This is a genomic window from Coraliomargarita parva, from assembly GCF_027257905.1.
GTDB lineage: Bacteria > Verrucomicrobiota > Verrucomicrobiia > Opitutales > Coraliomargaritaceae > Coraliomargarita_A > Coraliomargarita_A parva.
Genome location: NZ_JAPZEI010000005.1, coordinates 65,607 through 87,505 on the forward strand (window position 1 = coordinate 65,607; position 21,899 = coordinate 87,505).

The 21,899-nt window shown below is 57.3% G+C and carries 18 protein-coding genes; 7 read left to right on the top strand and 11 right to left on the bottom strand.

Annotated elements, in window-relative coordinates; all coding sequences use genetic code 11:
* Positions 1-78 precede the first annotated feature (78 nt).
* Together O2597_RS08590 and O2597_RS08595 are read right to left on the bottom strand one after the other, a co-directional pair.
* A complete protein-coding gene (locus O2597_RS08590; protein ID WP_269523971.1) occupies positions 79-1,155 on the bottom strand; it encodes a PepSY-associated TM helix domain-containing protein in 1,077 nt (358 codons plus the stop codon).
* Between the two features lie 100 nt (positions 1,156-1,255).
* Positions 1,256-3,406, bottom strand: coding sequence for a TonB-dependent siderophore receptor (locus O2597_RS08595; protein ID WP_269523973.1), 2,151 nt, complete (start codon positions 3,404-3,406; stop codon positions 1,256-1,258).
* 201 nt (positions 3,407-3,607) lie between these two features.
* On the opposite strand from O2597_RS08595, the gene O2597_RS08600 reads away from it, so the two are divergent.
* The 5 genes from O2597_RS08600 to O2597_RS08620 all read left to right on the top strand — a co-directional run bounded on the left by O2597_RS08600 (position 3,608) and on the right by O2597_RS08620 (position 8,711).
* The gene (locus O2597_RS08600; RefSeq protein ID WP_269523975.1) at positions 3,608-4,984 is read left to right on the top strand and encodes a cytochrome ubiquinol oxidase subunit I; all 1,377 of its coding nucleotides are present in this window, start codon (positions 3,608-3,610) and stop codon (positions 4,982-4,984) included.
* Entirely contained in the window at positions 4,981-5,994 is a 1,014-nt protein-coding gene (locus O2597_RS08605; RefSeq protein ID WP_269523976.1) for a cytochrome d ubiquinol oxidase subunit II, read from the top strand. The genes O2597_RS08600 and O2597_RS08605 overlap by 4 nt, the downstream gene beginning before the upstream one ends.
* Before the next feature lie 90 nt (positions 5,995-6,084).
* Complete coding sequence (locus O2597_RS08610; RefSeq protein ID WP_269523978.1) at positions 6,085-6,594, top strand: DUF5069 domain-containing protein; 510 nt, start codon at positions 6,085-6,087, stop codon at positions 6,592-6,594.
* Positions 6,595-6,614: 20 nt separating this feature from the next.
* A complete protein-coding gene (locus O2597_RS08615) occupies positions 6,615-7,385 on the top strand; it encodes a protein kinase family protein (RefSeq protein ID WP_269523980.1) in 771 nt (256 codons plus the stop codon).
* Between the two features lie 6 nt (positions 7,386-7,391).
* Positions 7,392-8,711 (top strand): MFS transporter, encoded by a 1,320-nt coding sequence (locus O2597_RS08620; RefSeq protein WP_269523982.1) that lies wholly within the window; start codon positions 7,392-7,394, stop codon positions 8,709-8,711.
* A gap of 156 nt (positions 8,712-8,867) precedes the next feature.
* On the opposite strand, the gene O2597_RS08625 is transcribed toward O2597_RS08620, so the two are convergent.
* Genes O2597_RS08625 through O2597_RS08640 form a run of 4 tightly spaced genes read right to left on the bottom strand, consistent with a single transcriptional unit; the run spans position 8,868 to position 11,430 of the window.
* Complete coding sequence (locus tag O2597_RS08625) at positions 8,868-9,893, bottom strand: polyprenyl synthetase family protein (protein ID WP_269523984.1); 1,026 nt, start codon at positions 9,891-9,893, stop codon at positions 8,868-8,870.
* 39 nt (positions 9,894-9,932) lie between these two features.
* The gene (locus O2597_RS08630; RefSeq protein ID WP_269523986.1) at positions 9,933-10,343 is read right to left on the bottom strand and encodes a PIN domain-containing protein; all 411 of its coding nucleotides are present in this window, start codon (positions 10,341-10,343) and stop codon (positions 9,933-9,935) included.
* Positions 10,330-10,584 carry a DUF6364 family protein gene (locus O2597_RS08635; protein ID WP_269523988.1) on the bottom strand — a complete coding sequence of 85 codons (255 nt, stop codon included), beginning with the start codon at positions 10,582-10,584 and terminating at the stop codon, positions 10,330-10,332. The genes O2597_RS08630 and O2597_RS08635 overlap by 14 nt, the downstream gene beginning before the upstream one ends.
* Positions 10,585-10,644: 60 nt before the next feature.
* The gene (locus tag O2597_RS08640) at positions 10,645-11,430 is read right to left on the bottom strand and encodes an alpha/beta fold hydrolase (RefSeq protein ID WP_269523990.1); all 786 of its coding nucleotides are present in this window, start codon (positions 11,428-11,430) and stop codon (positions 10,645-10,647) included.
* A gap of 123 nt (positions 11,431-11,553) precedes the next feature.
* Between O2597_RS08640 and mutS the strand changes: the two genes are divergently transcribed.
* Both mutS and O2597_RS08650 read left to right on the top strand, forming a co-directional pair.
* Positions 11,554-14,118: a DNA mismatch repair protein MutS gene (gene mutS, locus O2597_RS08645; protein ID WP_269523992.1), complete on the top strand. Its 2,565-nt coding sequence runs from the start codon at positions 11,554-11,556 to the stop codon at positions 14,116-14,118.
* Between the two features lie 165 nt (positions 14,119-14,283).
* The gene (locus O2597_RS08650; protein ID WP_269523994.1) at positions 14,284-17,073 is read left to right on the top strand and encodes a phosphoenolpyruvate carboxylase; all 2,790 of its coding nucleotides are present in this window, start codon (positions 14,284-14,286) and stop codon (positions 17,071-17,073) included.
* Between the two features lie 96 nt (positions 17,074-17,169).
* Here O2597_RS08650 and O2597_RS08655 read toward each other — a convergent pair whose 3' ends face one another.
* From O2597_RS08655 to O2597_RS08675, 5 genes are all read right to left on the bottom strand, one after another.
* Positions 17,170-17,367, bottom strand: coding sequence for a hypothetical protein (locus O2597_RS08655; protein WP_269523996.1), 198 nt, complete (start codon positions 17,365-17,367; stop codon positions 17,170-17,172).
* A gap of 86 nt (positions 17,368-17,453) precedes the next feature.
* A complete protein-coding gene (locus tag O2597_RS08660) occupies positions 17,454-17,864 on the bottom strand; it encodes a hypothetical protein (protein ID WP_269523998.1) in 411 nt (136 codons plus the stop codon).
* A gap of 79 nt (positions 17,865-17,943) precedes the next feature.
* The gene (locus O2597_RS08665; protein ID WP_269524000.1) at positions 17,944-18,339 is read right to left on the bottom strand and encodes a hypothetical protein; all 396 of its coding nucleotides are present in this window, start codon (positions 18,337-18,339) and stop codon (positions 17,944-17,946) included.
* A gap of 45 nt (positions 18,340-18,384) precedes the next feature.
* Positions 18,385-19,884, bottom strand: coding sequence for a hypothetical protein (locus tag O2597_RS08670; RefSeq protein WP_269524002.1), 1,500 nt, complete (start codon positions 19,882-19,884; stop codon positions 18,385-18,387).
* The gene (locus O2597_RS08675) at positions 19,872-21,803 is read right to left on the bottom strand and encodes a DNA translocase FtsK (RefSeq protein ID WP_269524004.1); all 1,932 of its coding nucleotides are present in this window, start codon (positions 21,801-21,803) and stop codon (positions 19,872-19,874) included. The genes O2597_RS08670 and O2597_RS08675 overlap by 13 nt, the downstream gene beginning before the upstream one ends.
* Between the last annotated feature and the right edge of the window lie 96 nt (positions 21,804-21,899).

Consider the following 21,899-nt stretch of genomic DNA (forward strand, 5'->3'; position numbering starts at 1 on the left):
ATGCGTCCATCCTAGCAAAAAGCTCCGATGGATTTCCGCCCCGTGCGGGAGAAAAAATACCCCTAGAAGGCAAATTCGCTATTTTCTGGAGCGTCGCCACCAGATGAAAGCGCCGCTGAGAGCCAACAGGCCAGGCGTAAAACCCAGCACGCACCAGAAGCTACGCGAGAGCCACCCGCCGAAAGTGCCGAAGTGCAAGGGCCGGAAGCTATCGTAGACCTGCATCCACATGGATGCCTCACGGATATCCCAGTGCCCGAGGTATTGACCGGATTTCGATTCGAAGGTCACCCGGCTGTTATAGGGACTCCGCAGAAAGCCCTGCCCCGCATATGCACCGTAAAACGTAAGTTGACCCTCTCCCTCCTGCGGGAAGCGAACGTAGTTCAACTCATAGCCCTCGATGTAATCCTGCGACTTCACAAGAAGGGCATCAAAGGAGGCATCAATCCGCACAGACTCCGGCGTGTCCACCGGTTCGTGGACTTCCTCGTGTTTATGGTCATGGGTCAACTCATGGACGACCCCCTGGATGTTCCAAACGGCACCGGTCAGTCCGAGGATAAAGAAGACCGGAGAGGAGAGGATGCCAAAGCGCTTGTGGAGATTCCCCGCCAACATCCGCCAGCTGCTGCGCCACTTGAAAGAAAAGAAATGCTTCCAGAACTTCCGGTAGATCCAGATGCCCGTGACTCCAAGCAAGCAAAGCAGCAGGGCCACCACGCCACAAATCGCCGCCCCCGGAACACCGGCCAGCAAGGCATAATGGAGTTCGAGCATCCAACCCATGAGGTCGGAAGTCGTGGCAGCCGGTTCACTGAGGACTTCACCGGTATAGGGATCCTGATAGACATGCAGCCATTCGTCCGTCCCCCAAGGCACGACATAAACAAAATCGGAACGGTCCGGCTGCTCATAAAAGGCCCATCCGGTAATCTGGTAATCCTGCTCGAACTGCTCGCGGAGCATGGCATAGCGTGCATCCAGACCAAGCTTGGCCGCCTGCGGCTCGACCCGGACGACTTCCGGCATGAGAAGCCCGTTGATCTCGTCTTTAAAGACCAGGATGCTACCGGAAAAAGCGATGATCACCAAGGGCAAGCCGGCCAGCAGGCCTAATACGGAATGAATACGCCAGATGGTCTTAATTTTCATAAAATGGAAGCTCCCCGATGTGGCCACAAAAGCCTTGGTGCAGCTACCAACTACACCAAGGCACCTTTGTTACTGATTACCTTTGATACTGAGTTGAGATTTAAAAGGACCAGTCCAAGCCCACGACCAGGCTGCGCGGGGCTCCATAGAAGGCCTGCGTCCAGTAAAGACTGCTGTAGTATTTCTCGTCGGTGAGGTTATACAGGTTCACCGACGCAGTCAGGTTTTCGGTGATCCGGTATTTGGCCAAGAGGTCGAACACGATGTAGTCCTCCTGCGTCACCTGGAATCCACCTACCTCCGTGGAGGTTTGACTTTGCCAGCGTGCACCGGCGCCCAGGGTCAACTTCGTATTTGGCACCTCATACGTTGCCGCAACACGGACCAGTTGCTTCGGCGTATAGAGATTGGTACGGTCGCCGGCATCATCCTCGATCCGCACATAACTGTAGCTCCCGCTGAGGGTAAGCGCATCGAAAAAGCGGCCGACCAGCTCGAACTCCAGGCCTTCGCTGGTCAATCCGGGAACCGCCTCGTAGTAGGTATCCGTTCCGTTCATACCCGCAGCCTCCGCCACGTTTTCCTGCTCTGTGTGGAAAACGGACAAGGCCGCATAGCCGTCGCCTTCGAGAAAGGTCGACTTCAGGCCCAGTTCATAACTGTTCCCCTCGATCGGATCGAGCAGCTTGTAGTTGATATCCAACTCCGACTGCGGGGTAAAGATCTCCGTGTAACTGGCATAGGCAGTGAAGGACTCTGTCAGATCAAAGAGGACACCCGCATAGGGAATGAGCTCGTTCTCGTATTCAGCACTCTGCGACACCCCGTAGGACTGGCCGTCACGCTCGAAGGTGACCAGCCGGGCCCCCAGGATCAGCTTCAGGCGATCCATCGGATTGAGCCGGGCGGCGGCATAGTAGCCATACTCTTTCTCCTCCCATTCGGCTCCGTTCACCGCAGCCGTGAAGGCAGGCTCGGCGTAATCCCCTCCCCAATCTTCCAACGGAACCGGGATGGGAGTGCCGATGCCCATGCCGTAGTCGGAACGCGCCCAGATGTCGGACTTGGCATAGCTGAATCCGGCCACCAGATCGTGATCACGCTCGAACAGCTCGACGGTGCCGTTGAGCGCCAGGTTGGCGAGGAACTGCTCGTTCTCGAAGGTATAGAAACTCGGATATGCATAAAGGCCCAAGCCCGTACTTGGGTCCGGCGTACCGTACATGTAAAAGAGAGCCGAATCGGACTCCACATCCATATAGGACAGTTCCGCCTTGGCCGACCAGTTCTCACCCAACTGCTGGTCCAACTGCAGGAAGGTCGTGTGGATGGTATTGTCCCAATACGCCCATTCCGCCGAAGTCGTGGTGGAAACATCATAATCCGTCTTGCTGCCATCCGTGTAGATCAGGGGCAAGGCACCCCATAGCGGGCTGTCCACACTGCTATCCTCATAACTATGCCCGAAGCTCAGCAGGGTCCGATCGGTCAGGTCGACTTCAACAATGCCGTATAGGATCAGATTGTCCTCTGCATAGAGATCGAGATAGGAATCCCCCTCCTCCTTGACCGCGACCAGACGACTGCGCACACGGCCATCTTCCGTAATCGGCACACTGATATCCGCCTGCGCGCGCATTTGGTCCCATGATCCGTAACTGAGGCTGAAGGAGCCGGACAATTCAGACTCCGGACGTTTGCGAATCAAATTGATTGTCGCGGAAGGGTTGCCCGTACCGGCCGTCAAGCCGTTGGCCCCGCGCAAGACTTCGACCCGCTCGTAGATCGCGGTGTCGAGACTACCAACGATGTTGCCATAGGCCAGCGGCAACCCAAGCCCGTCAATCTGGAAGTTCGTGATATCAAAGCCCCGCGCGGTGTAATAGGTCCGGTCGGTCTCGACCGATTCCACATTCACCCCCGGCGCATAAAGGAGCGCATCGTTCAGGTCCGTCAGACCAAAGTCCTCCAACTGCTGGCCGGTGAGCACCGAAATCGACTGCGGGGTTTCCTCCGGCGCCAAACCAAGTCGTGTGGCACTGCGACTGGTCCCCTCCAGCTTGTAGGTACTGGCAGCTGCCTCCTCCGCTTCAGCACCGACCAATGTGGTCTCGCTCAAGCTATCGACAGGCTGTGATTCGTCCGCGACCTCTGCACTGAGACCGTGCAGGCAAGAGGCAGCCAAGAGCCCGAGACCCGCCCGGAATAGGGCCGGTCGACCAAAGATAAATGTAAGTGCGTGGTTGTTCATGGCCGCCTAAAATAGCAAAACGGCTGCATTGATTTCTGCCCCATGAAGGAGAAAAAATGCCCCCATCGGACGGCCACACCTCATTCTAGGCCTCCAAACAAGCGGACAAAATAGCACACATAAGTGCCCGTAATCATTCCAGGTGTGGTTTGATCCATGCTTCAAAGCAGCGCAGGGGTAGAACAGTTTCCTCCACGCGCCATGGATGCCTTCGTACTTTCCAGGCTGCAGTTTGCAGCCAATATCACCTTCCACATCCTCTTCCCGACGATCACGATTTCGCTGGGCTGGTTGCTGCTGTTCTTCAAGCTGCGCTACCAGAAGACAAAAGACGGGAAATGGATGGAGCTCTATTTCTTCTTCACGAAGGTCTTCGCCCTGAGTTTCAGCCTCGGGGTGGTGAGCGGGGTGACCATGTCCTTCCAATTCGGAACCAATTGGCCGGGCTACATGAACACAGTGGGCAACATCGCGGGTCCGCTGCTCGCCTATGAGGTGCTGACCGCCTTCTTCCTCGAAGCCACCTTCCTCGGAATCATGCTCTTTGCCTTCCGCAAAGTACCCTCCTGGTTTCACACCCTGGCCACCTTCCTGGTGGCGGGGGGGACGACCCTTTCGGCTTTTTGGATTCTGGCGCTGAACAGCTGGATGCATACGCCCGCCGGATATGAAATGATCGACGGCGTGGCCCACGCGACCAACTGGTGGCAGGTAGTCTGGAATCCGTCGATGCCCTACCGGTTCACCCATACGATTCTCGGCTCGGGCGTGACGGTCGCCTTTCTCTGTGCCGGCTTGCTGGCCTTCCGCTATTTTAAAGGCGACCGGCGACCGGCCGTGATTACCGGCCTAAAGGTCACACTCCTCGCCGCCGCCGTACTCGGGCCGCTGCAGGCGATCATCGGCGACCAACACGGCCTCAATACCCGCGAATACCAGCCTCAAAAGTTGGCCGCAATGGAAGCCCTCTGGGAAACCAGTGGCGATGTGCCCCTCGTATTATTCGCACTTCCAGACGAAGAAGCCCGCGAAAACCACTTTGAGATCGCCGTGCCGAATCTCGGCAGCCTGATCATCACGCACAGCCTCGACGGCGAAGTCCAAGGGCTGAACGACTTTGAGAAACACCCGCCGGTTTCGCCGGTTTTCTGGAGTTTCCGCATCATGGTCGGACTCGGCACCCTGATGATCGCCGTCGCCTTCGTCGGCGCCTTTTTCGTAATCAAGAAGCGCGGGTACCCCGGCTGGTACGTCATGATACTCATCGCCATGACCTTTTCCGGATGGGTGGCCACCATTGCCGGCTGGTATGTCACGGAGATCGGGCGCCAACCCTGGCTGGTGCAAGGCATCCTTCTGGCGAACGACGCAGTCGCCAACCTGCCGCCTTCACATGTCGGACTCACACTGACCGCATACTGCGCGACTTATGTATTCCTCATGTTCGCCTACCTCGGCTCACTTTTCTACCTCTCCAAAATCGAGATGAATACACCACCGAATGAGCCGCGTCCGCAGGAACCAATCGAAGATGACTGGAACAAAGTCGAAGGGGTCGAGGAGTCCCCGGCATCATGAGTGGGGAAATTTTCAGCAACGGGGACTGGCTCCCCTTCGTTTTCGCCTTTCTCATCGGGCTCTCGATGCTGCTCTATGCGGTGCTTGACGGCTACGATCTGGGAGTCGGCTTACTCTCTCGCTTTGTAGAGAGGGATGAGCGCGAAAAGATGATCGCCTCCATCGGGCCCTTCTGGGATGCGAACGAAACCTGGCTGGTGCTGGGGGTCGGGCTCCTTCTGGTGGCCTTTCCCGCCGCCCACGGCGTGATCCTGACTCACCTCTATCTGCCGGCCGCCCTCATGATCATCAGTCTGGTCTATCGCGGGGTCTCCTTCGACTTCCGCAAAAAAGTGGCCCCCGAGAAACAAGGCTTTTGGAACAAGAGTTTCTTTCTCGGCTCGCTCATGATGGCCCTGAGCCAAGGCTACATGCTCGGACGCTACATGATCGGATTCCAGGAAGGCGTGAGCAGCCAACTCTTTGCCATGTCCTTCGGGGTGCTGGTCGTTGCCGGCTACGTGCTGATGGGCGCCTGCTGGCTGATCATGAAGTGCGAGAACGCACTCCAGAAGAAAGCGATCCGCTGGGCCCGGTACGCCATCTGGGTGATGGTACTGGGAGCGATCCTCAGTAGCCTGAGCGCACCCTTCGTCGATACGCGGATCTACGACCGCATGTTCGCCTTCCCGGAAATCACGCTGTTAATCGTCATGCCGCTGATTTCCGTGGTGCTCACACTGCTCATGCACTTCATCCTGGGCATTCTGCCGCTGGAAAAAGACCGTCTGGCCTGGATGCCATTCGCGATTGCGATCTGTATCTTCGTGCTCGGCTTTATCGGTCTGGTTTACAGCTTCTATCCCTACATCATCCCGGGGCACCTGAAGATCGTCGACGCCTCCGCGGCCCCGGAATCCTTGATGGTGATGCTCATCGGAACCGGCATCGTCCTGCCGTTCCTGCTCCTCTACACCGCACTGGCCTATTGGATTTTCAGGGGAAAAGCCTCACATCTGAGCTACGACTAAGACGTAGAACCTCTCAAAAGTCGTCAAAAGACCCTTCGCCGGGTACTAAAACTTTGCACCCGAGTCGCTTCCCCCTTTGATCATGGCTCAATGAGTGATCCCGATCTCGGACCCACCGGCGAAATCTGTTTTGACCTGCCGTCTCCCTACGAGCCGCATCCCTGCGGCTTGCTCCATTTGCCGCGCTTCATTGCCAAGTGCCGCAAGCATCTGGCCGGCGAACTGCCCAAATCCTACCAGAAGAACTTCTGCCGCGGGTTCGACCGCTTCCTTTGCATGCACCTCGGCATTGAGCCGCAGCAAGTCGTGGAGGCAGTGAAGCAGGCGGGCGAGGATGAGATCGAGCTGGACCGCCTCCTCGGTGAATTTTTCCCGGAAGATCTTGGAATCGTGGAGTGGAATCGCGAAGTGACCCACAAGGGACAGACCGAGGCCGGACGTGAATTCCTGGCCGAGTCCCTGACCAATATGGGGCACCCCGAAATGATCGGCAAAGTCGACTCGGTGATGGACATGATCGATTTCGATGAAGGACGCATCCCCGGGTTTTCCGACGAAAGGCGGAAGGCATGGGAAGTCAGCTGCGGAAGCAGCGCTTAATCCGCTGGAGCAGACCTAAAATGGATCCCGCACCAGAAAGAAAACTGACAATCGAGGGCGAGGACTATCAATACGACGGCGTACTCAAGTCCGACTATTTCTCGGTCAACTACCTCTACCGTCGAGGCGAACGAATCTGCGTACTCAAGGTCTCGCGCTTCAATTTCATGGGAGCGTTCCTCTTTCAATGGTTTGCCCGCTGCCTGCACCGGTGGGAATGGGTCGTCTACGAGCGCCTGGAAGGGATTCCCTACATACCGCGCCTGATGGGCCGGCATGGCAACAACGGGCTGATCCATGAATTCATTCCCGGCAGTTCCATGAAGCAATTCATAAACCGCCTGAAACTCGAATACCGCTTCGATCCCCGGCGTGACTTCAAGGACAGCTTCTTCCCACGCCTGCAAGGGATCCTCAAACAGGTCCATGAACGCGATGTGGCCTACATCGACATGGCCAAGCTGGACAATATCATCGTTGATGAGAACGGGGACCCCTGGCTGATCGACTTCCAGATCTCCCTTGCCGTCGCCCGACAAGGCTGGCTCCGCAAGCTTTTCTATCCGGCTTACCGCCACTTCACACGCGAGGACTGTTATCACCTGCTCAAATACAAGCGGCGTTACCGGCCCGACCAGATGACAGAGGCAGAAACCAGACTTGTCACCGACCGCCCCGGGCTTAACAACTTGCATAAGAATTTACTTCGCAGGCCCTATCTCCGCCTGAAGCGCTGCATCTACCCGAAGGGTGCGGCGGGAGTCGCCCGTTGGAGAAAGCCCGCCGCCTAACTACTGATGCCAAACACCGCCCCCGCCGAAAGCTCCAGCCCCGTCCGCAACCCCTGGGCCTGGGTGCCCACCGGCTACTTTGCGGAAGGGATTCCCTACGTGATGATCACCTGGGTGGCGGCCACGATGTTCAAGAACCTGAGCGATAGCGGTACGGTCGATATCTCGCTGACGGAAATCACCTTTTGGATCGGAAACGTGACCCTGGCCTGGTCGCTCAAGCCACTGTGGGCCGCTTTCCTGGAGATGTTCAAATCCAAGAAGTGGATCGCCATCGCGATGGAATTCGTCCTCGTCGGTCTTTTTGCGACCCTCGCATTCTGCCTGCCCCTGCCCGGCGCGTTCACCATTTCGGTCGGGATCCTATGGTTGATGGCCTTCGCCTCGGCGACCCATGACATCTGCATGGACGGCGTGTACATCACCTCGCTCGACAAAAGCTCACAGGCAAAATTTGTGGGTATCCAGGGAATGTTTTGGAATGTCGGGCGTTTCTTTTCATCCACCGCCATCCTGATGGTGGCCGGCATTCTGGGGGACGGAGAGATTTCCTCCTGGTCGATCGCCTGGTGTGTGGCCGCCGCGGTTCTGGCGCTGCTGGCCGGCTACCACCTGATCTTCTTACCCAAAGGTTCGGCCTCGAAGCGCCCCGAAAGTGTCAAAGCGGTCTACACGACCTTTTTTGACGCGTGGGTCGATTTCTTCCGAAAGCCACAAATCTGGGGCATGCTGGCCTTCGTTTTCCTGTTTCGCAGTGGAGAAGGCCTACTTCTCGGCGTCGGCCACCTCTTTCTGCAGGCACCCATTGAAGAAGGGGGCATCGGCCTGACCCTGGTCGAGAAAAGCGTCATCGACGGAGGCTTGAGTATCATCATGGGACTCGCGGGCGGCTTGCTGGGCGGGCTCTTCATTTCCAAATTCGGCCTGAAAAAGACGCTGTTCACCATGGCCATTTGCCTGAATGTGCCGGACCTGACCTATGTGTATATGAGCCAGGTCGCTTCGCCCGAGGCTCCACTCTCGCTCGTCACCATTGCGAGCCTCGTCACCATTGAGAAATTTTTCTACAGCTTCGGGTTCGTCGCCAACATGCTGTACATGATGCAGCAGATCAGCCCGGGCAAGTACCACATGACCCACTACGCCTTCTGCACCGCGATCATGAACCTGGTGCTCTGGCCCACCACCGCAGTCAGCGGCTTCCTCGCCGACCAATTCGGCTACCAGACCTTTTTCATCCTTGTGATGATCGCCACCATACCCTCCTTCCTCGCGGCCTGGTTTGCACCGTTTCCGCAGAGTGTGGAGGACAAAATGATCTCGTAAGCCGTTTAGCTGGAGGGCAATGCTCCGTCATTGCCGCGAACCGGAAGAGTGTGTTCCGAACTACAATTTTGCGAACGCGACACCGCAAGGAGACATAACTGCGCTGCCTTGCCCGGCTGTGACGGAGCACAGCCCTCCAGAAACCTGCCAGTGCGACTACTGGATCCGGCCCAGCTGAGCCCGCACCAAACCGGCAATCTTCTGCATGGCGCCAACCGGGGCCAAGCTTTCGAAAGGCTTCACCGCTTCGGTCGCAGCCACGAGTTGCCCCTCGAAGGTTAGCACCACTTCCTCGAAGATCGGGAAGTCATGCAGGCGCTTCGTAAAGTCGTCCGCCACGGACTTGTCGCCCGCCTTGAACCGGGCCAGCAGGCTTTCACGTTCCTCCGCCGGCAATTTCTCCAGCAAAATGAGCAACGGCAGGGTGAACTTCCCCTTGTCGAGATCGGTGCCGAGCGTCTTGCCGATCATGGATTCCTCGGCATAGAGGTCTACGAGGTCGTCGAAGATCTGGTAAGCGATCCCGAGGTGACGTCCGAAAATACCGGCAGCTTGACTGAATTCCTTGCTGTACCCGGCCACCTGGGCACCGAGCCGGCAGGACACCTCGAAGAGTTCCGCCGTCTTGAGCTGGATCACCCGGTAGTAGAAATCACGGTCGTAGTTCACATCGCCCCGCTGGTAGGTCTGGGCGATCTCGCCCGCGCAGACCCTGGCCGTCGCCTGCGCCACGGAACGGCAGACCTCGTTGGTATCAAACTCCGCGGCGAGCTTGAGCGCATGCGAGAAAAGCACATCGCCGATCAGCACGGCGGCAGCCGGACCATATTTCTTGGCTGCGGTCTCCTGACGGTGGCGTGTGTCCGCCTCGTCGAGAATGTCATCATGCACCAAGGTGGCCAGGTGCACCAATTCGATCACAGCGCCGAGCCGGACCAGTTCGCCTTCCAAATTGGCGGAAGGCCCTGCCCAACCACTGTAAGCCACCAGCATGGGACGCAGGCGTTTGCCGCTGTGACCGAAGACATAACGCACATGGTCCTGGATCTCCGGTTCCAGATCGTGCACCTGCGATTGAAGGAAGAGATCCAGATCGTCCAGATAGGGCTTCACCGGCTCATAGACTTCGGCAAAACCGGCGGCGGCGACCTTGTCGGCCTCGGACTGGGAATGGGTAGGCATGAACTAGTATGAAAGTGGGAAGGAGGGAAAGTGGGAAGGTTAATCGATGAAAGGATTCACGACAAGGATCCCATCGAAATCTTGCCCATGATTCAAATCCTCGGACAACAGCTGCTCGCAGCCCAGCATACGCGCCGCTTCGATAATGGCGGCGTCCCAATACGAAAGCTGCCAGCGGTCCTTTGCGGCAAGCGCGGCTTCCACCAGCTCGATGTTGGTGGCTTGAACCGGATATCGTTTCCAACTCCGGATCAAGGCCACAGCTTCCTCGTGTAATAATGCATCCGGACGCGAGGGGCGCATCGCCTGAACATAAAACTCCTGAAAGACCTGAACCGATAGACCCAGATCATCCGCGGCAAGCAATGCCGTCGATACCGCTTGCTTTTTCGCTTCTGTAGGGTCGGTGCTAATCCGATAGAGCAGAATATTTGTATCAACGAAGCGCATTGCGGTCATGGACTTCGTCACGTGTCAATCGATTCGAGGCCGAAAACTGTCCACGCCGGGCAGCTATCCGCCCCAAGGTTTCCCGCTCTAAACGCTGGAGTCGCTCGGTCTCGGTCTCTTTAGCCGCCACGGTCTCCAACAGATCACGCACCACCGCAGAAACGGAAGTCCCTTGTTCGGCCGCGTAGATCCGCGCCTTGTGATAGACCTCATCCTTCACAGAAACTGTGATGTTTTTCATTTTCACAGAATCGCCGCAAAATGCCCGACTGTCAACGCGCAACCAACAACTTACAACCACTCACTTTTCCCGCAACCACTCTGATAAAACCTCCAGAAAGCCCGCACGGTTCTCCACATGCACATTGTGCCCGGCGCTCGGCACAATCTCCTCCTGGAGATGCGGGAACCAGTGCAGCATCTCATCGGCGTCACTGTCGTCAATAAAGTCCGAGTTGGCGCCACGGATGAGCAGTACCGGCCCGTTGTAGCGATCGGTCGCCAGCAGCGAATTCTGCCGGATATGCGGCAGGCTGGCGTGCAGGGCCTCGACATTGGCCTGCCAGCGAAAGGCACCGGTGGCCTCATCCCGCACCAGATTGGTGAGGAGAAACTGGCGCATTGCCCACTCCGGCACCATCGGTTCCAACAGCTCCTCGGCTTCCTTCCGATTACTCAACTCGCCCACCGGAATCCGTTTCATCGCCCGGAACTCATTATCGTGGTAGGGCGGATAGGGCTTCGCCGCGATATCGACAATGATCAGTTTGGTCACGCGATCCGGATACTCGCAGGCAAAACGCATCACCACCTTGCCCCCGAGGCTGTGGCCCATGAGCACACAGCTTTCGATGTCATTGGCGTCCAGATAGCGCTCCAGATCATCCATCATCTCCGACCAGCGCATGGATTCCGCCTGCGGCGAACTGCCATGGTTTCGCAGGTCCACGGCATGCACATCGTAGCCCTCCTTCAAGGCACGCCCGATCGTGGTCCAATTTCGGGAGGCCCCCAGCAAACCGTGGAGGATCACCAAGACCGGCGCACCGGGATTTTCAAAGCGGAGGGAATGTAAATTTAAAGCCATATGCGATCGATTCGTCTGCAGATCTTCGTGAATTCATCCCAAACTGTAGGCGACTTCTAAAATTTCTCTTTTGATTCGTGTGTATTCGTGTTCATTCGTGGTTTCAAATCTCTAAACCTACCTATGGCCGAAAAGAAACTCACCCCCATGATGCAGCAATGGCACGAAATCCGTGCCAAACTCTCGGACGACACGCTGCTCATGTTCCGGCTGGGGGATTTCTACGAGATTTTCCTGCAGGATGCGGAATGGGGGGCCAAACTTCTCGGCATCACCCTGACCCACCGTCACGGCATGCCGATGGCCGGCATCCCCTACCACGCAGCCGACACCTACATGCAAAAGCTGCTGGACCAGGGGGTAAAGATCGCCATCTGCGACCAGATGGAAACACCCAAGCCGGGCAAGCTGGTGAAGCGCGAACTCACACGTATCATCACCCCCGGCACCCGTCTGGCCGACACCCAGATTGACGCCAACCGCAACCATTACCTGCTGGCTCTGGAGCTCGATAAGAAAGGCCTCAACGCCGCTTGGCTCGACCTGACCACCGGCGAATTCGTCCTCGCCCGGGAAGCGCGTCCGGAAAACCTCTTTGCCGCTTTCGAGGGCATCGACCCGCGCGAAATCATCGTACCGGAAGCCGCCGCCACAGAGTGGAGCAAGAAGACCCATGAGCACGGCTTTAACGAGCTCTACCAACACATCTGTGCCGGACGGGCAGTCACCTCGATCCCGGACTACCATTTCGACCTGAGCTCCGGAGCCCAAAGCGTGATGGACGCACTCGGGGTGCTGAACCTCGAGGGCTTCGGTCTCGACCGCAAGCACCCCGCCCTCGGCGCAGCCGGTGCACTGGTCCACTACGCCACCGAGACACTCTGCGCGAAACCGGAAAACCTGCGCCGTCTCAAGGAATATAGCTCGGAAAAGACCCTCCTGCTCGACCCCGCCACCCTGCGCAACTTGGAAATTTTCAAATCCGCGGCCAACACTCGGCAGGGATCGCTGATCGCGGCGATGGACGAAACCGTCACCGCCGCCGGTGCCCGCCTGCTGGAGCGCTGGCTCTGTGCCCCCGAGCTGGACGTCGAAGAAATCCAGCGCCGGCAGAACTGCGTCGGCGAGTTTGTCACCGCCCCGGGACTTTCCACCGAACTACAGACGCTCCTCAAAGGAATCCGGGACATTGAACGCATCCTCGGTCGTCTGCAGAACCGCATGCGCAACCCGCGCGAGCTTGGCGGGGTGCGCGACACGCTGAATGCGCTGCCCGCCATCGCGGCCACCCTGTTGGAGTTTCCCGACACCCCCGTCGCCGCCATCGCCGAGCGCATCTACGACTTCGGGCCGCTCTGCGATACCCTCGACCGCGGTTTGGCCGACGAGTTGCCGGGCAAGATCGACGATGGTGGCACCATCCGCGACGGATTTGACGAAGAGCTGGACCACTTTCGCAGCCTGACCCGCGACAGCCAGAAATGGCTCAGCGAGTTCGAACTGGCCGAGCAGGAACGCACCGGCATCAAGAACCTGCGCATCCGATACAATGGAGCGTTTGGATACTTCATCGAAGTGACCAAGAGCAATCTGGCACTAGTCCCGGAGGACTATATCCGAAAACAAACGATGAAGAACGCTGAACGCTTTACCACAGAAGTGCTTAAGGAACGCGAACGCGAGATCCTGCACGCGGAGGAAAACGCGATCGGCCGCGAAGAGACCCTCTTCAACCGTTTGATTTCCGAGATCCTCGAATACGCCGATAATTTGAAGATCACGGCCGAGGCTTTGGCCGAAATCGACGTCTTCATCGGCTGGGCCGTGCTCGCCCGCGAATGGGACTATTGCAAGCCCGAGCTCGACCATTCCGACCAGCTGCTGATCGATCAGGGCCGTCACCCGGTCGTCGAGCAAATGATGCGGAACGAACGGCTCGGCCTCGCCGGCACCCACGCCTTTGTGCCCAACGACTGTCGGCTCTCCAGTTCCGGCAAGGGTGAAGCCGCCCCGCAGATCGCACTCATCACCGGTCCCAACATGGCGGGTAAGTCGACTTATATCCGGCAGGTCGCACTCATCGTCCTAATGGCCCAGTCCGGTGCCTGGGTACCCGCGCGCAGCTGCCGGCTCGGGTTGGTGGACCGTATTTTCTCGCGCGTCGGCGCGTCCGACGAGCTCGCCCGCGGCAATTCGACCTTCATGGTCGAGATGAACGAGACCGCCAACATCCTCAACAACGCCACCCCTCGCAGCCTTGTCATCCTCGATGAAATCGGCCGCGGCACCAGCACCTATGACGGGCTCTCCATCGCTTGGGCCGTGATCGAGCACCTGCACCCGAAGGACGCTTCCGGCGCCCGCACCCTCTTCGCCACCCACTACCACGAGCTCACCCAACTGGCCAAGACACTCAACCGCCTCGAAAACTACTCTGTCGCGGTCAAGGAGTGGAACGACGAGATCATCTTTGTCCGCCAAGTGATCAAGGGCGCCGCCGACCGCTCCTACGGGATCCAGGTCGCCCGCCTCGCCGGCCTGCCGAGCACCGTCATCGACCGCGCCAAGACCATCCTCGAACGCCTTGAAGCCGACGACTCTTCCCACAATCTCCTGCGCAAGCGCATGAAAAAGGAAAAGTCCGGTGATGACACCCGCGATGAGGACGAACAGCTGGCACTTTTCTAGTTCAGACCTGCGGCACGCCCCCCATAGGCCTAATTTGTTTCCCTCGCTTGCCCTTCGGTTTCACTTCTACAAGTATTGATTCACTCACAAGCCGCCTAATGTCAGGCATTCTTGTTGCTTATCAGCAAGCCCACCTGATCCAACTCTATATAACCGATACCTATCGTGTCCGAAACACCTGCTGCACTGAAATCCGAAGCGAAATCCGCAACCGAGCTGAACCGCGGCTTTGAGAAAATCGATGCCGATGTCAGCTACCTCATGAACGAGCTCAAACGCGTGATGGAGGACTCGGGCCACGCAGACATGACCGATTATTTGCCATGGACCGGCACCAAGCTCGCCCAACGGGAGCAATTCAATAGCCGCATGGTGCAGGCCTACTCGATCGCCTTCCAATTGTTGAGCATGGTGGAGGAAAACACCGCCAACCAGATTCGCCGTATTCATGAGCACGAAGGCGACCTCCACAAATGGCGCGGCCTGTGGGGAAGCCACCTGAAGGAGCTCAAGGATGAGGGTCTGACAGAAGAGGAAATCGCCAACGCGTTGAACGAGGTGTATGTGGAGCCAGTCTTAACTGCGCACCCGACAGAATCGAAGCGCATCACGGTGCTGGAACTGCACCGCGAGCTCTATGTGAAACTCGTGATGCGGGAAAACTCGATGTGGACTCCCAGCGAGATCGAGGACATCCGCCGCAGTATCCGCACCATACTCGACCGCTTGTGGCGCACCGGGGAAATCTACCTGACCAAACCCAGCATTGAAATGGAGCGACAGGGGATTGAACACTACCTGACCTCGATTTTCCCCACCGCAATCCAATCACTGGATCGCAACCTGATCCACGCATGGGAAAGCCTCGGCTTTAACCCCGCCTCTCTGGAAAAGCGCCGTCCGCATATCCGCTTTGGGAGCTGGGTCGGTGGCGACCGTGACGGCCACCCCTTTGTCACTCCCCAAGTCACCGAGGAATCGCTGCTCTCTTACCGCATCAAGGCGCTGAAGCTGCACAAAAAGACATTGATCGAGCTACGCTCCAAGCTAAGCCTCTCGTCCACCCTGCAAACGCCCCCCGAAGAACTCCTGGACGGCATCGCCAAGCAATGGGAAATCATCGGCAGCCGGGCCGCGAAGATCTGTACGCGCAATGAGAACGAACCCTGGCGCCAGTTTGTCAGCTTCATGATCGCGCGGATCCCTGTGACCGAAGGGGTGGATTCCGAAGTCGACCAGCTTTCTACCGATCACTTCATCAGCTACAAGCGCTCCACCGAGTTGCGCCAGGACCTGGAGTTGCTCCGTCGCAGCCTGCTCAAAGTAAACGCGGTTTCCATCGTGGAGGAGGACATCGATCCGGCCATCAACCAAGTGCGCACCTTCGGGTTTCACCTTGCCAGTGTGGATATCCGTCAGAATAGCGCCGTGCATGAGCGAGCGGTCAGCCAGATTTTGGAGTGCCTCTCATTTCCCGAAACCGATTACCACAACTGGGACGAGACAAAGCGCGTGGACTTCCTCAAGTCCCAACTCAACAGCCCGGAACGCCGTCTCCGCCAGAATGCGAAGCTCGGCGAGGACGCACAAAAAGTGATCGGCGCGCTGGCGGTGGTGGCCCGTCACGTGAAACGCTACGGCACCACCGCTCTGGGCGCACTGATTGTCAGCATGACGCGCACGGTCTCCGACCTCATGGCGGTTTACTTACTCTCCCGCGAAGCCGGTCTCCTGCAGGTGGACAAGGATGACAATGTGATCTGCCCCCTACCGGTCGTGCCACTCTTGGAAACGGTGCAGGACCTGGAGAACGGCCCCGGGATACTGGATGAGTTTCTACAGCTCCCGATCACGCGGAATTCGCAACGCTGGATTTCGGACTATTGCAAGCGGCGCGACCTGGTCCAACAAGTGATGATCGGCTACAGCGACAGCAACAAGGACAAGGGGATACTGGCCAGCCAATGGGCCTTGCACAAAGGTCAGGAGAATATTGTCGCAATGGGCCAGCAGCATGGCTTCCGCATCCGCTTTTTCCACGGTCGCGGCGGCACGATTAGCCGTGGGGCCGGTCCAACAGACCGCTTTCTCGAAGCGCTGCCCGAAGGTGCCCTCTCCTACGACCTACGCACCACCGAACAGGGTGAGGTCATCGCCCAGAAATTCGCCAACCTCAGAACCGCGACCTACAACCTCGAGTTGCTGGCAGCCGGCACGCTGCTCTTTTCCCAGCCGCACAAGCAGACAAAATACGACGAAGCAACCGCCACCACTTTGCAGGCACTTTCCGATTACAGCGCAGAGACCTATCAGGCGCTCCAACGCGGCGAGGACTTCATGACCTTCTTCCGTCAAGCCACGCCCATTGATGTACTGGAGGTCAGTCGCATCGGTTCGCGCCCTTCACGTCGGACCGGCGCGCATACGTTGGACGACCTCCGCGCGATTCCCTGGGTCTTCAGTTGGTCCCTCAGCCGCTACTTCCTTCCGGGTTGGTATGGTGTTGGCAGCTCACTGGACAAACTGTGCAAGACCGACGCGGATGCGTATCAGAATCTCAAGGACGGGATTCATAACAATGCCTTCCTGCGCTATGTCTTCACAAACGTGGAAGCCAGCCTGATCAGTGTCGACCGGAAGGTGATGTCCGCCTTCTCCAACTTGGTCGAAGACGATACACTACGCAGCCGTTTCATGGAGCCCATCAATCAGGACATGGAACTCGCCCACAAGCATCTGCAGCATCTGTTCGTGGCCCCAATCGAAGAGCGCCGTCCCAACTTGGTAAATACCACACAACGTCGCAACAAGGCACTGGAGGGACTACATTTCTACCAAATCGAACTGATCAAGGAATGGCGTTCCAATGGAAGCGTCAAGGAGGATGAAACGACACTCAACCGCCTGCTACTGACGGTCAATGCCATCGCCAGCGGGCTGAAGATGACGGGCTGACCCGCGCCACATTTTCAACCGGATATCAATCGCAACAAGCAAACGAAAAAGAGCGCTCTGAAGAGCGCTCTTTCGTGCGAGTAAATCTAAAAAAACTTACTTCATTGCGTCCTTCATTGCTCCGGCTGCGTCTTCAACTGCATCAGCCGCTTTCTCTTCGTCGGACTTGCCGCAGCCTGTGGTAAGGCCGGCGAAAACTACGAAGGAGAGCATAAGGAGTGTGAGTTTTACAAACTTCATAATATGCGGGTTATTCGTGTATGTTGATCCAAGAGATGAATCGTTCGTAATCATAGAAATAACCGCTTAATATACAAGTATTATCGAGCCTGCGCGCACTTCCACACAAAGCGCGAAAACTCCCCCAGATGCGTAAGCACTCACACTTCGAACAGGCAATCGACAAGCTTCGAATTTAAATCGAGCGTTTCAACCTTGAGTAGTTTCATCCCGGGAAGCGGGCATTTGATAAATGCATCCACGTTGCGCAGATCGGTGACAACACGGGTTTGTCGTTGCCCGTGCTCGGTCCAAGTAAAACGGTAAGCGCACTCGTCCTCCTTCAAGCGACGAAGTTTCAGCTCCGCTGACTTATCTTTGGCCGGTGCTTTTCTCTTCACCGTCTTTCGCCTCACCAAGGAAGGCGGAATCGCTTCCGGCACATCGAAGGGATAATCGGCACCGAGCAAGTCATTGATCGCCCGCTCAATTCCGCCCACACGCGCATACGCGGCTTCCCGTTGTATCAGGAGGCCGTTAATGGCGATGAGTTCTTCTCTTGAGACCGACATGTAGGCGTGGGGAACTTCGAACATTGAACTTCGAATAGACATTCGAGGTTCAAGATTGGACGTTCACTGCTCTATGTTCCTAGTCGTCTTTACTTTCGTCTGCGGATTCGGCGGCCGGTACATCGGCTTCGGGTGCCGCCTCTTCTGCGCTCGCTTCAGCCGGAGCCGGACTTTCCGACGCGACGACCTTCTTTTCCGACGGCTTCGGCGCGGGCTTCTTCTTCGGAGCTGCCTTTACGTCAAATTGCGCGACCGGAACGGGAGGCTCGGGAAAAGGGAACACACCCTCTTCACCGACGATGCCTTCAACTTGCTCTTCGAGCTCACTGATGCGGCGGTAGGCCGCCTCGCGCTCTTCGAGAAGCGTGTCAATCTGGACGCGAGCTTCCAGTGCCTGACGGATAGTCTCGGCATCGCCGCGCAGGATGATATCCTGTAGGGTGAGTGGTACGAGTTTCTGGGTTTTCTTAGCCATTTTTCTTAAGTGGGAAGGTATGAAGTTGAGAAAGTCGATTATTGTTTAGTCGGTAAAGAAGTGGACGATCTTCTTGAAGAAGGGACTGGGTTCCGTCTGCACCACTTGATCCGTATATTCTCCGGCCTCTTCGCCGGCATCATTTGATTCGTCGCGTTGTGCACGCAAACGCCTAGCCATATTGTCTTCTGCAGCAAAGACGACATCGCGGTTGATGTCATCGAAAAGCGATTTGACGATATGCTCAGGCGTCGCGGGATTCCGGGCGACACTATAACGCACACCGTCCGCAGGATCTTGACTCAGCCCCAGGTACGCACCGCCGTCGAGTTTGGTGGATTGCGAAGCAAAAGCGCGCAAGCTGGGAGCGTCGCTGTGCGCCAGGGATTCGACAGTCTGATAGCCCAGGCATTCGTATCCAATTCCCAGATACGCAAGATGCTCCGAGACGACAGAATTGGTCCGGCCATTAAAGAGCAGGTCGCGGTGTTCCGCGTTCAAATCGTCACGGTAGGCAACCAGCAAAGCGATATTGTCATCTGGATGGGTACAAAGTTGCGTGATGCAATCGTCCTGTATCGCATCGTTCTTTGCGAGCTCCCGGCAGGCCGGCGAATCGTCGGAGCTGGCGATGTGCCTTGCGATCGTCGGATCAATACATGTGTTGGCCGCGAGTCGCCGCCGAACCTTCGACGCACTGTCCTGCGCAAGCATGCGCTGAATACTGGCGGGAAGATCGGCCTGGCCCGCGAGGAAAACGCGATCACGCGTGTCATCCGACTCGGCAAGCCACAACATTTGCGGCCCGGTCAACTCACGCCCGGCGAGTGCCAGTTTGCGAATCTCACTATCCGGCGCCAGACAGAGCGTTTCGAGCAATGCGGACTCCAAAGCCTTATTCCGGCGGAACAACAGTTGCTGGTTTTGAACTTGATCGCGTTCGGCCCAGAGATGCAGTAGCTCGTCATCCTGCGACCACGAGCAGATGATCGCGGCACGTACCATCGGATCCTCATCCCGCCCCAGCTGTACGGCAATATCGAGGTCGAGTGTCTTACGGGCCGCCAAGGCGCAACGCACGCAGACCTGATCATCGGCGGACAGGACAAACTGCAGCGGTATCGGCAAGGACGGGTTAGCGGCCAATTCGGCCCTCACGTAGTCATTTTCGTCCTCCACCAGAATTTGGCACTCCTTGGGCGTCAGGTTCGGATTACCGGCCAAAGCCAAACGCACAGAGGCATCAAGATGCTTTGCGAGGCGATTCAGGGTCTGCTGCGAAGCACGCGGATTGGTCGCAAGCCCCCGAGCGATGTTGATGTGCGACGGATCCGCTTCCTGGGCAATACGCTCGGCGAGATCGGACGGGATCAGTGGATAGCAGACAAGAAACTCGACGTACTTCGGTTGATCCAGGTAAAGGTCGTAGAGGTCCCTTAGGATACGCGTATGCAAGGGCGGTTTGCGGTTCGCCTTAACCGTGGCCTGCACACCGTCGCGGTCGATCGCATCCACCAGGTCCTGGTAATTGCTTATCTGGCCCATTCAATCTCCTCCGGTGTAATGAAGACTTCACGTGGGGTGGAGCCGTTTTGCGGCCCGATGTGCATACGATCCTCAAGTTCCTCGATGAGCAGAGCCGCCCGATTGTAGCCGATCCGCAGGCGACGCTGCAGGAAGCTCGTGCTGGCCTTTTGTGTTTCAGCGACAATCACGAGTGCTTTCCGGAGCAGCATTTCATCATCGTCTCCTTCGAAGTCGCCGAGATTGATCTGTGTGCCGCTTCGGTCACCCTCCATTGCATCGACACCGTTCAGGTTGACACGGTGCTCAGCCTTACGCTGACCGGCCACAAATTCGACCACATCGATAATTTCCTGGTCCTGCACAAACGGGCTCTGAATACGCATAAGACGCGCAATTCCCGGAGGATTGAACAGGAAGTCGCCGGCCCCGAGCAGGCTCTCCGCACCCTTGCAGTCCAAAATGGTCCGGGAGTCAATCTGCGACGAAACTTGGAATGCGATCCGAGTCGGATAATTGGCCTTAATGATTCCGGTGATCACATTCACACTCGGACGCTGCGTCGCGATAATGGTATGAATACCAACCGCCCTGGAAAGCTGGGCGATCCGGGCCAAAGCCGCTTCCGCCTCGCCCTTGGAGGTCATCATGAGGTCAGCCAACTCATCGATGATCACGACTTGGAAAGGCATTTTCTTAAAGCCTTCCGCTTCGGCCTTCTTGTTGTACCCCGCGATGTTCCGGACCTGCTTGTCAGCCAGCACCTGATAGCGCCGCTCCATTTCGGCCACCACCCATTTCAACACACTGACCGCCGGCTTGGGCTCGGTCACGACGGAGTGGATCAAGTGCGGAATCTCCTTGAAGAGGCCGAATTCGACCCGCTTCGGATCGATCAACACCAGCTCGAGTTCATCCGGACGGAATTTGTAGAGCAGGCTCAGGATCAAGGTGCTCATACAGACCGACTTGCCGCTGCCCGTCGCACCGGCGATCAACAGGTGTGGGGCCTTGGCGAGATCGGCAACGATGATCTTACCTTGGATGTCCATGCCCATAATGAGCGGGATCTCGTGCTCGGTCTCATGCCAGGCGCGGGATTCCAGCATGGCCCGGATCAGGACCGGGACGGAATTCGTATTGCCCACTTCGATACCGACGAATGGTTCACCCGGGATCGGCGCCTGAATGCGGATGTTCGTGTTGGCCATGGCCAACGCGATGTTCTTCTGAAGCGCGGCAATCGCTTCGACCCGCACCCCCATGCCTGGCTGCACGCGGAACTGCGTCACCCGCGGCCCGACAACCGCATCATACACGTAGGCATCGACAGCAAAGCTATCGAGCGTCTCCTGGAGCGCGTTCTTCTGCGCTTCAAGCGCCTCCGGAGTCATGAGGACCGCCTTTGAACGGTCGACCGGATTCAAAAGCGTGATCGACGGACGCTGGTAAAGCTCGATGTCCGGGTTATCGACCGGTTCCGGCTCCGGTTCGACGATCTCGGCCGGCGCATTGAGGTCTTCTTCAAAGGCAACAGCGCTTTCATCAGCTTCAACAGCAACACCGTTGAGTTGCGCGCGGGCGCTGCTGAGCATGCGATGGTAGCGTTGCTGGCTCTCGTCCTCGTATTGCTTGAAGTAGGCAACGCGCTCTTCGCGGTTCTGGAGCATTTTCTCAAGCTGCGCCCTCCATTCAGCGAGTTGCTCCTGCTCCAGAGCGAGGGCTTCCTCTTCCCGACGCGCATCCTCCACAAAGGCGTCGGGCAGGCTCTCCTCGAAATCCTCTTCTTCTGCGAGGTCTTCGACTACCACCTCCTCATCATACTCTTCATCCTCGTCCTGAGTCGCCCCCAAAGTCTCCTCAACCGTATTCAGAAAACGCTTGAGTCCGGCCTTCATACGGCCGAGGGAGTTCTTCTTCTTCAATGAATCGAGTGACATGCAGGGTCTTTAGCCAAGTCTTTAAGCAGCAAAAACCCGCAACGCTGAATAAGCTGGGCGAAGGGGCAAGGCTGTATTCGCGGGATTTTTTAATAC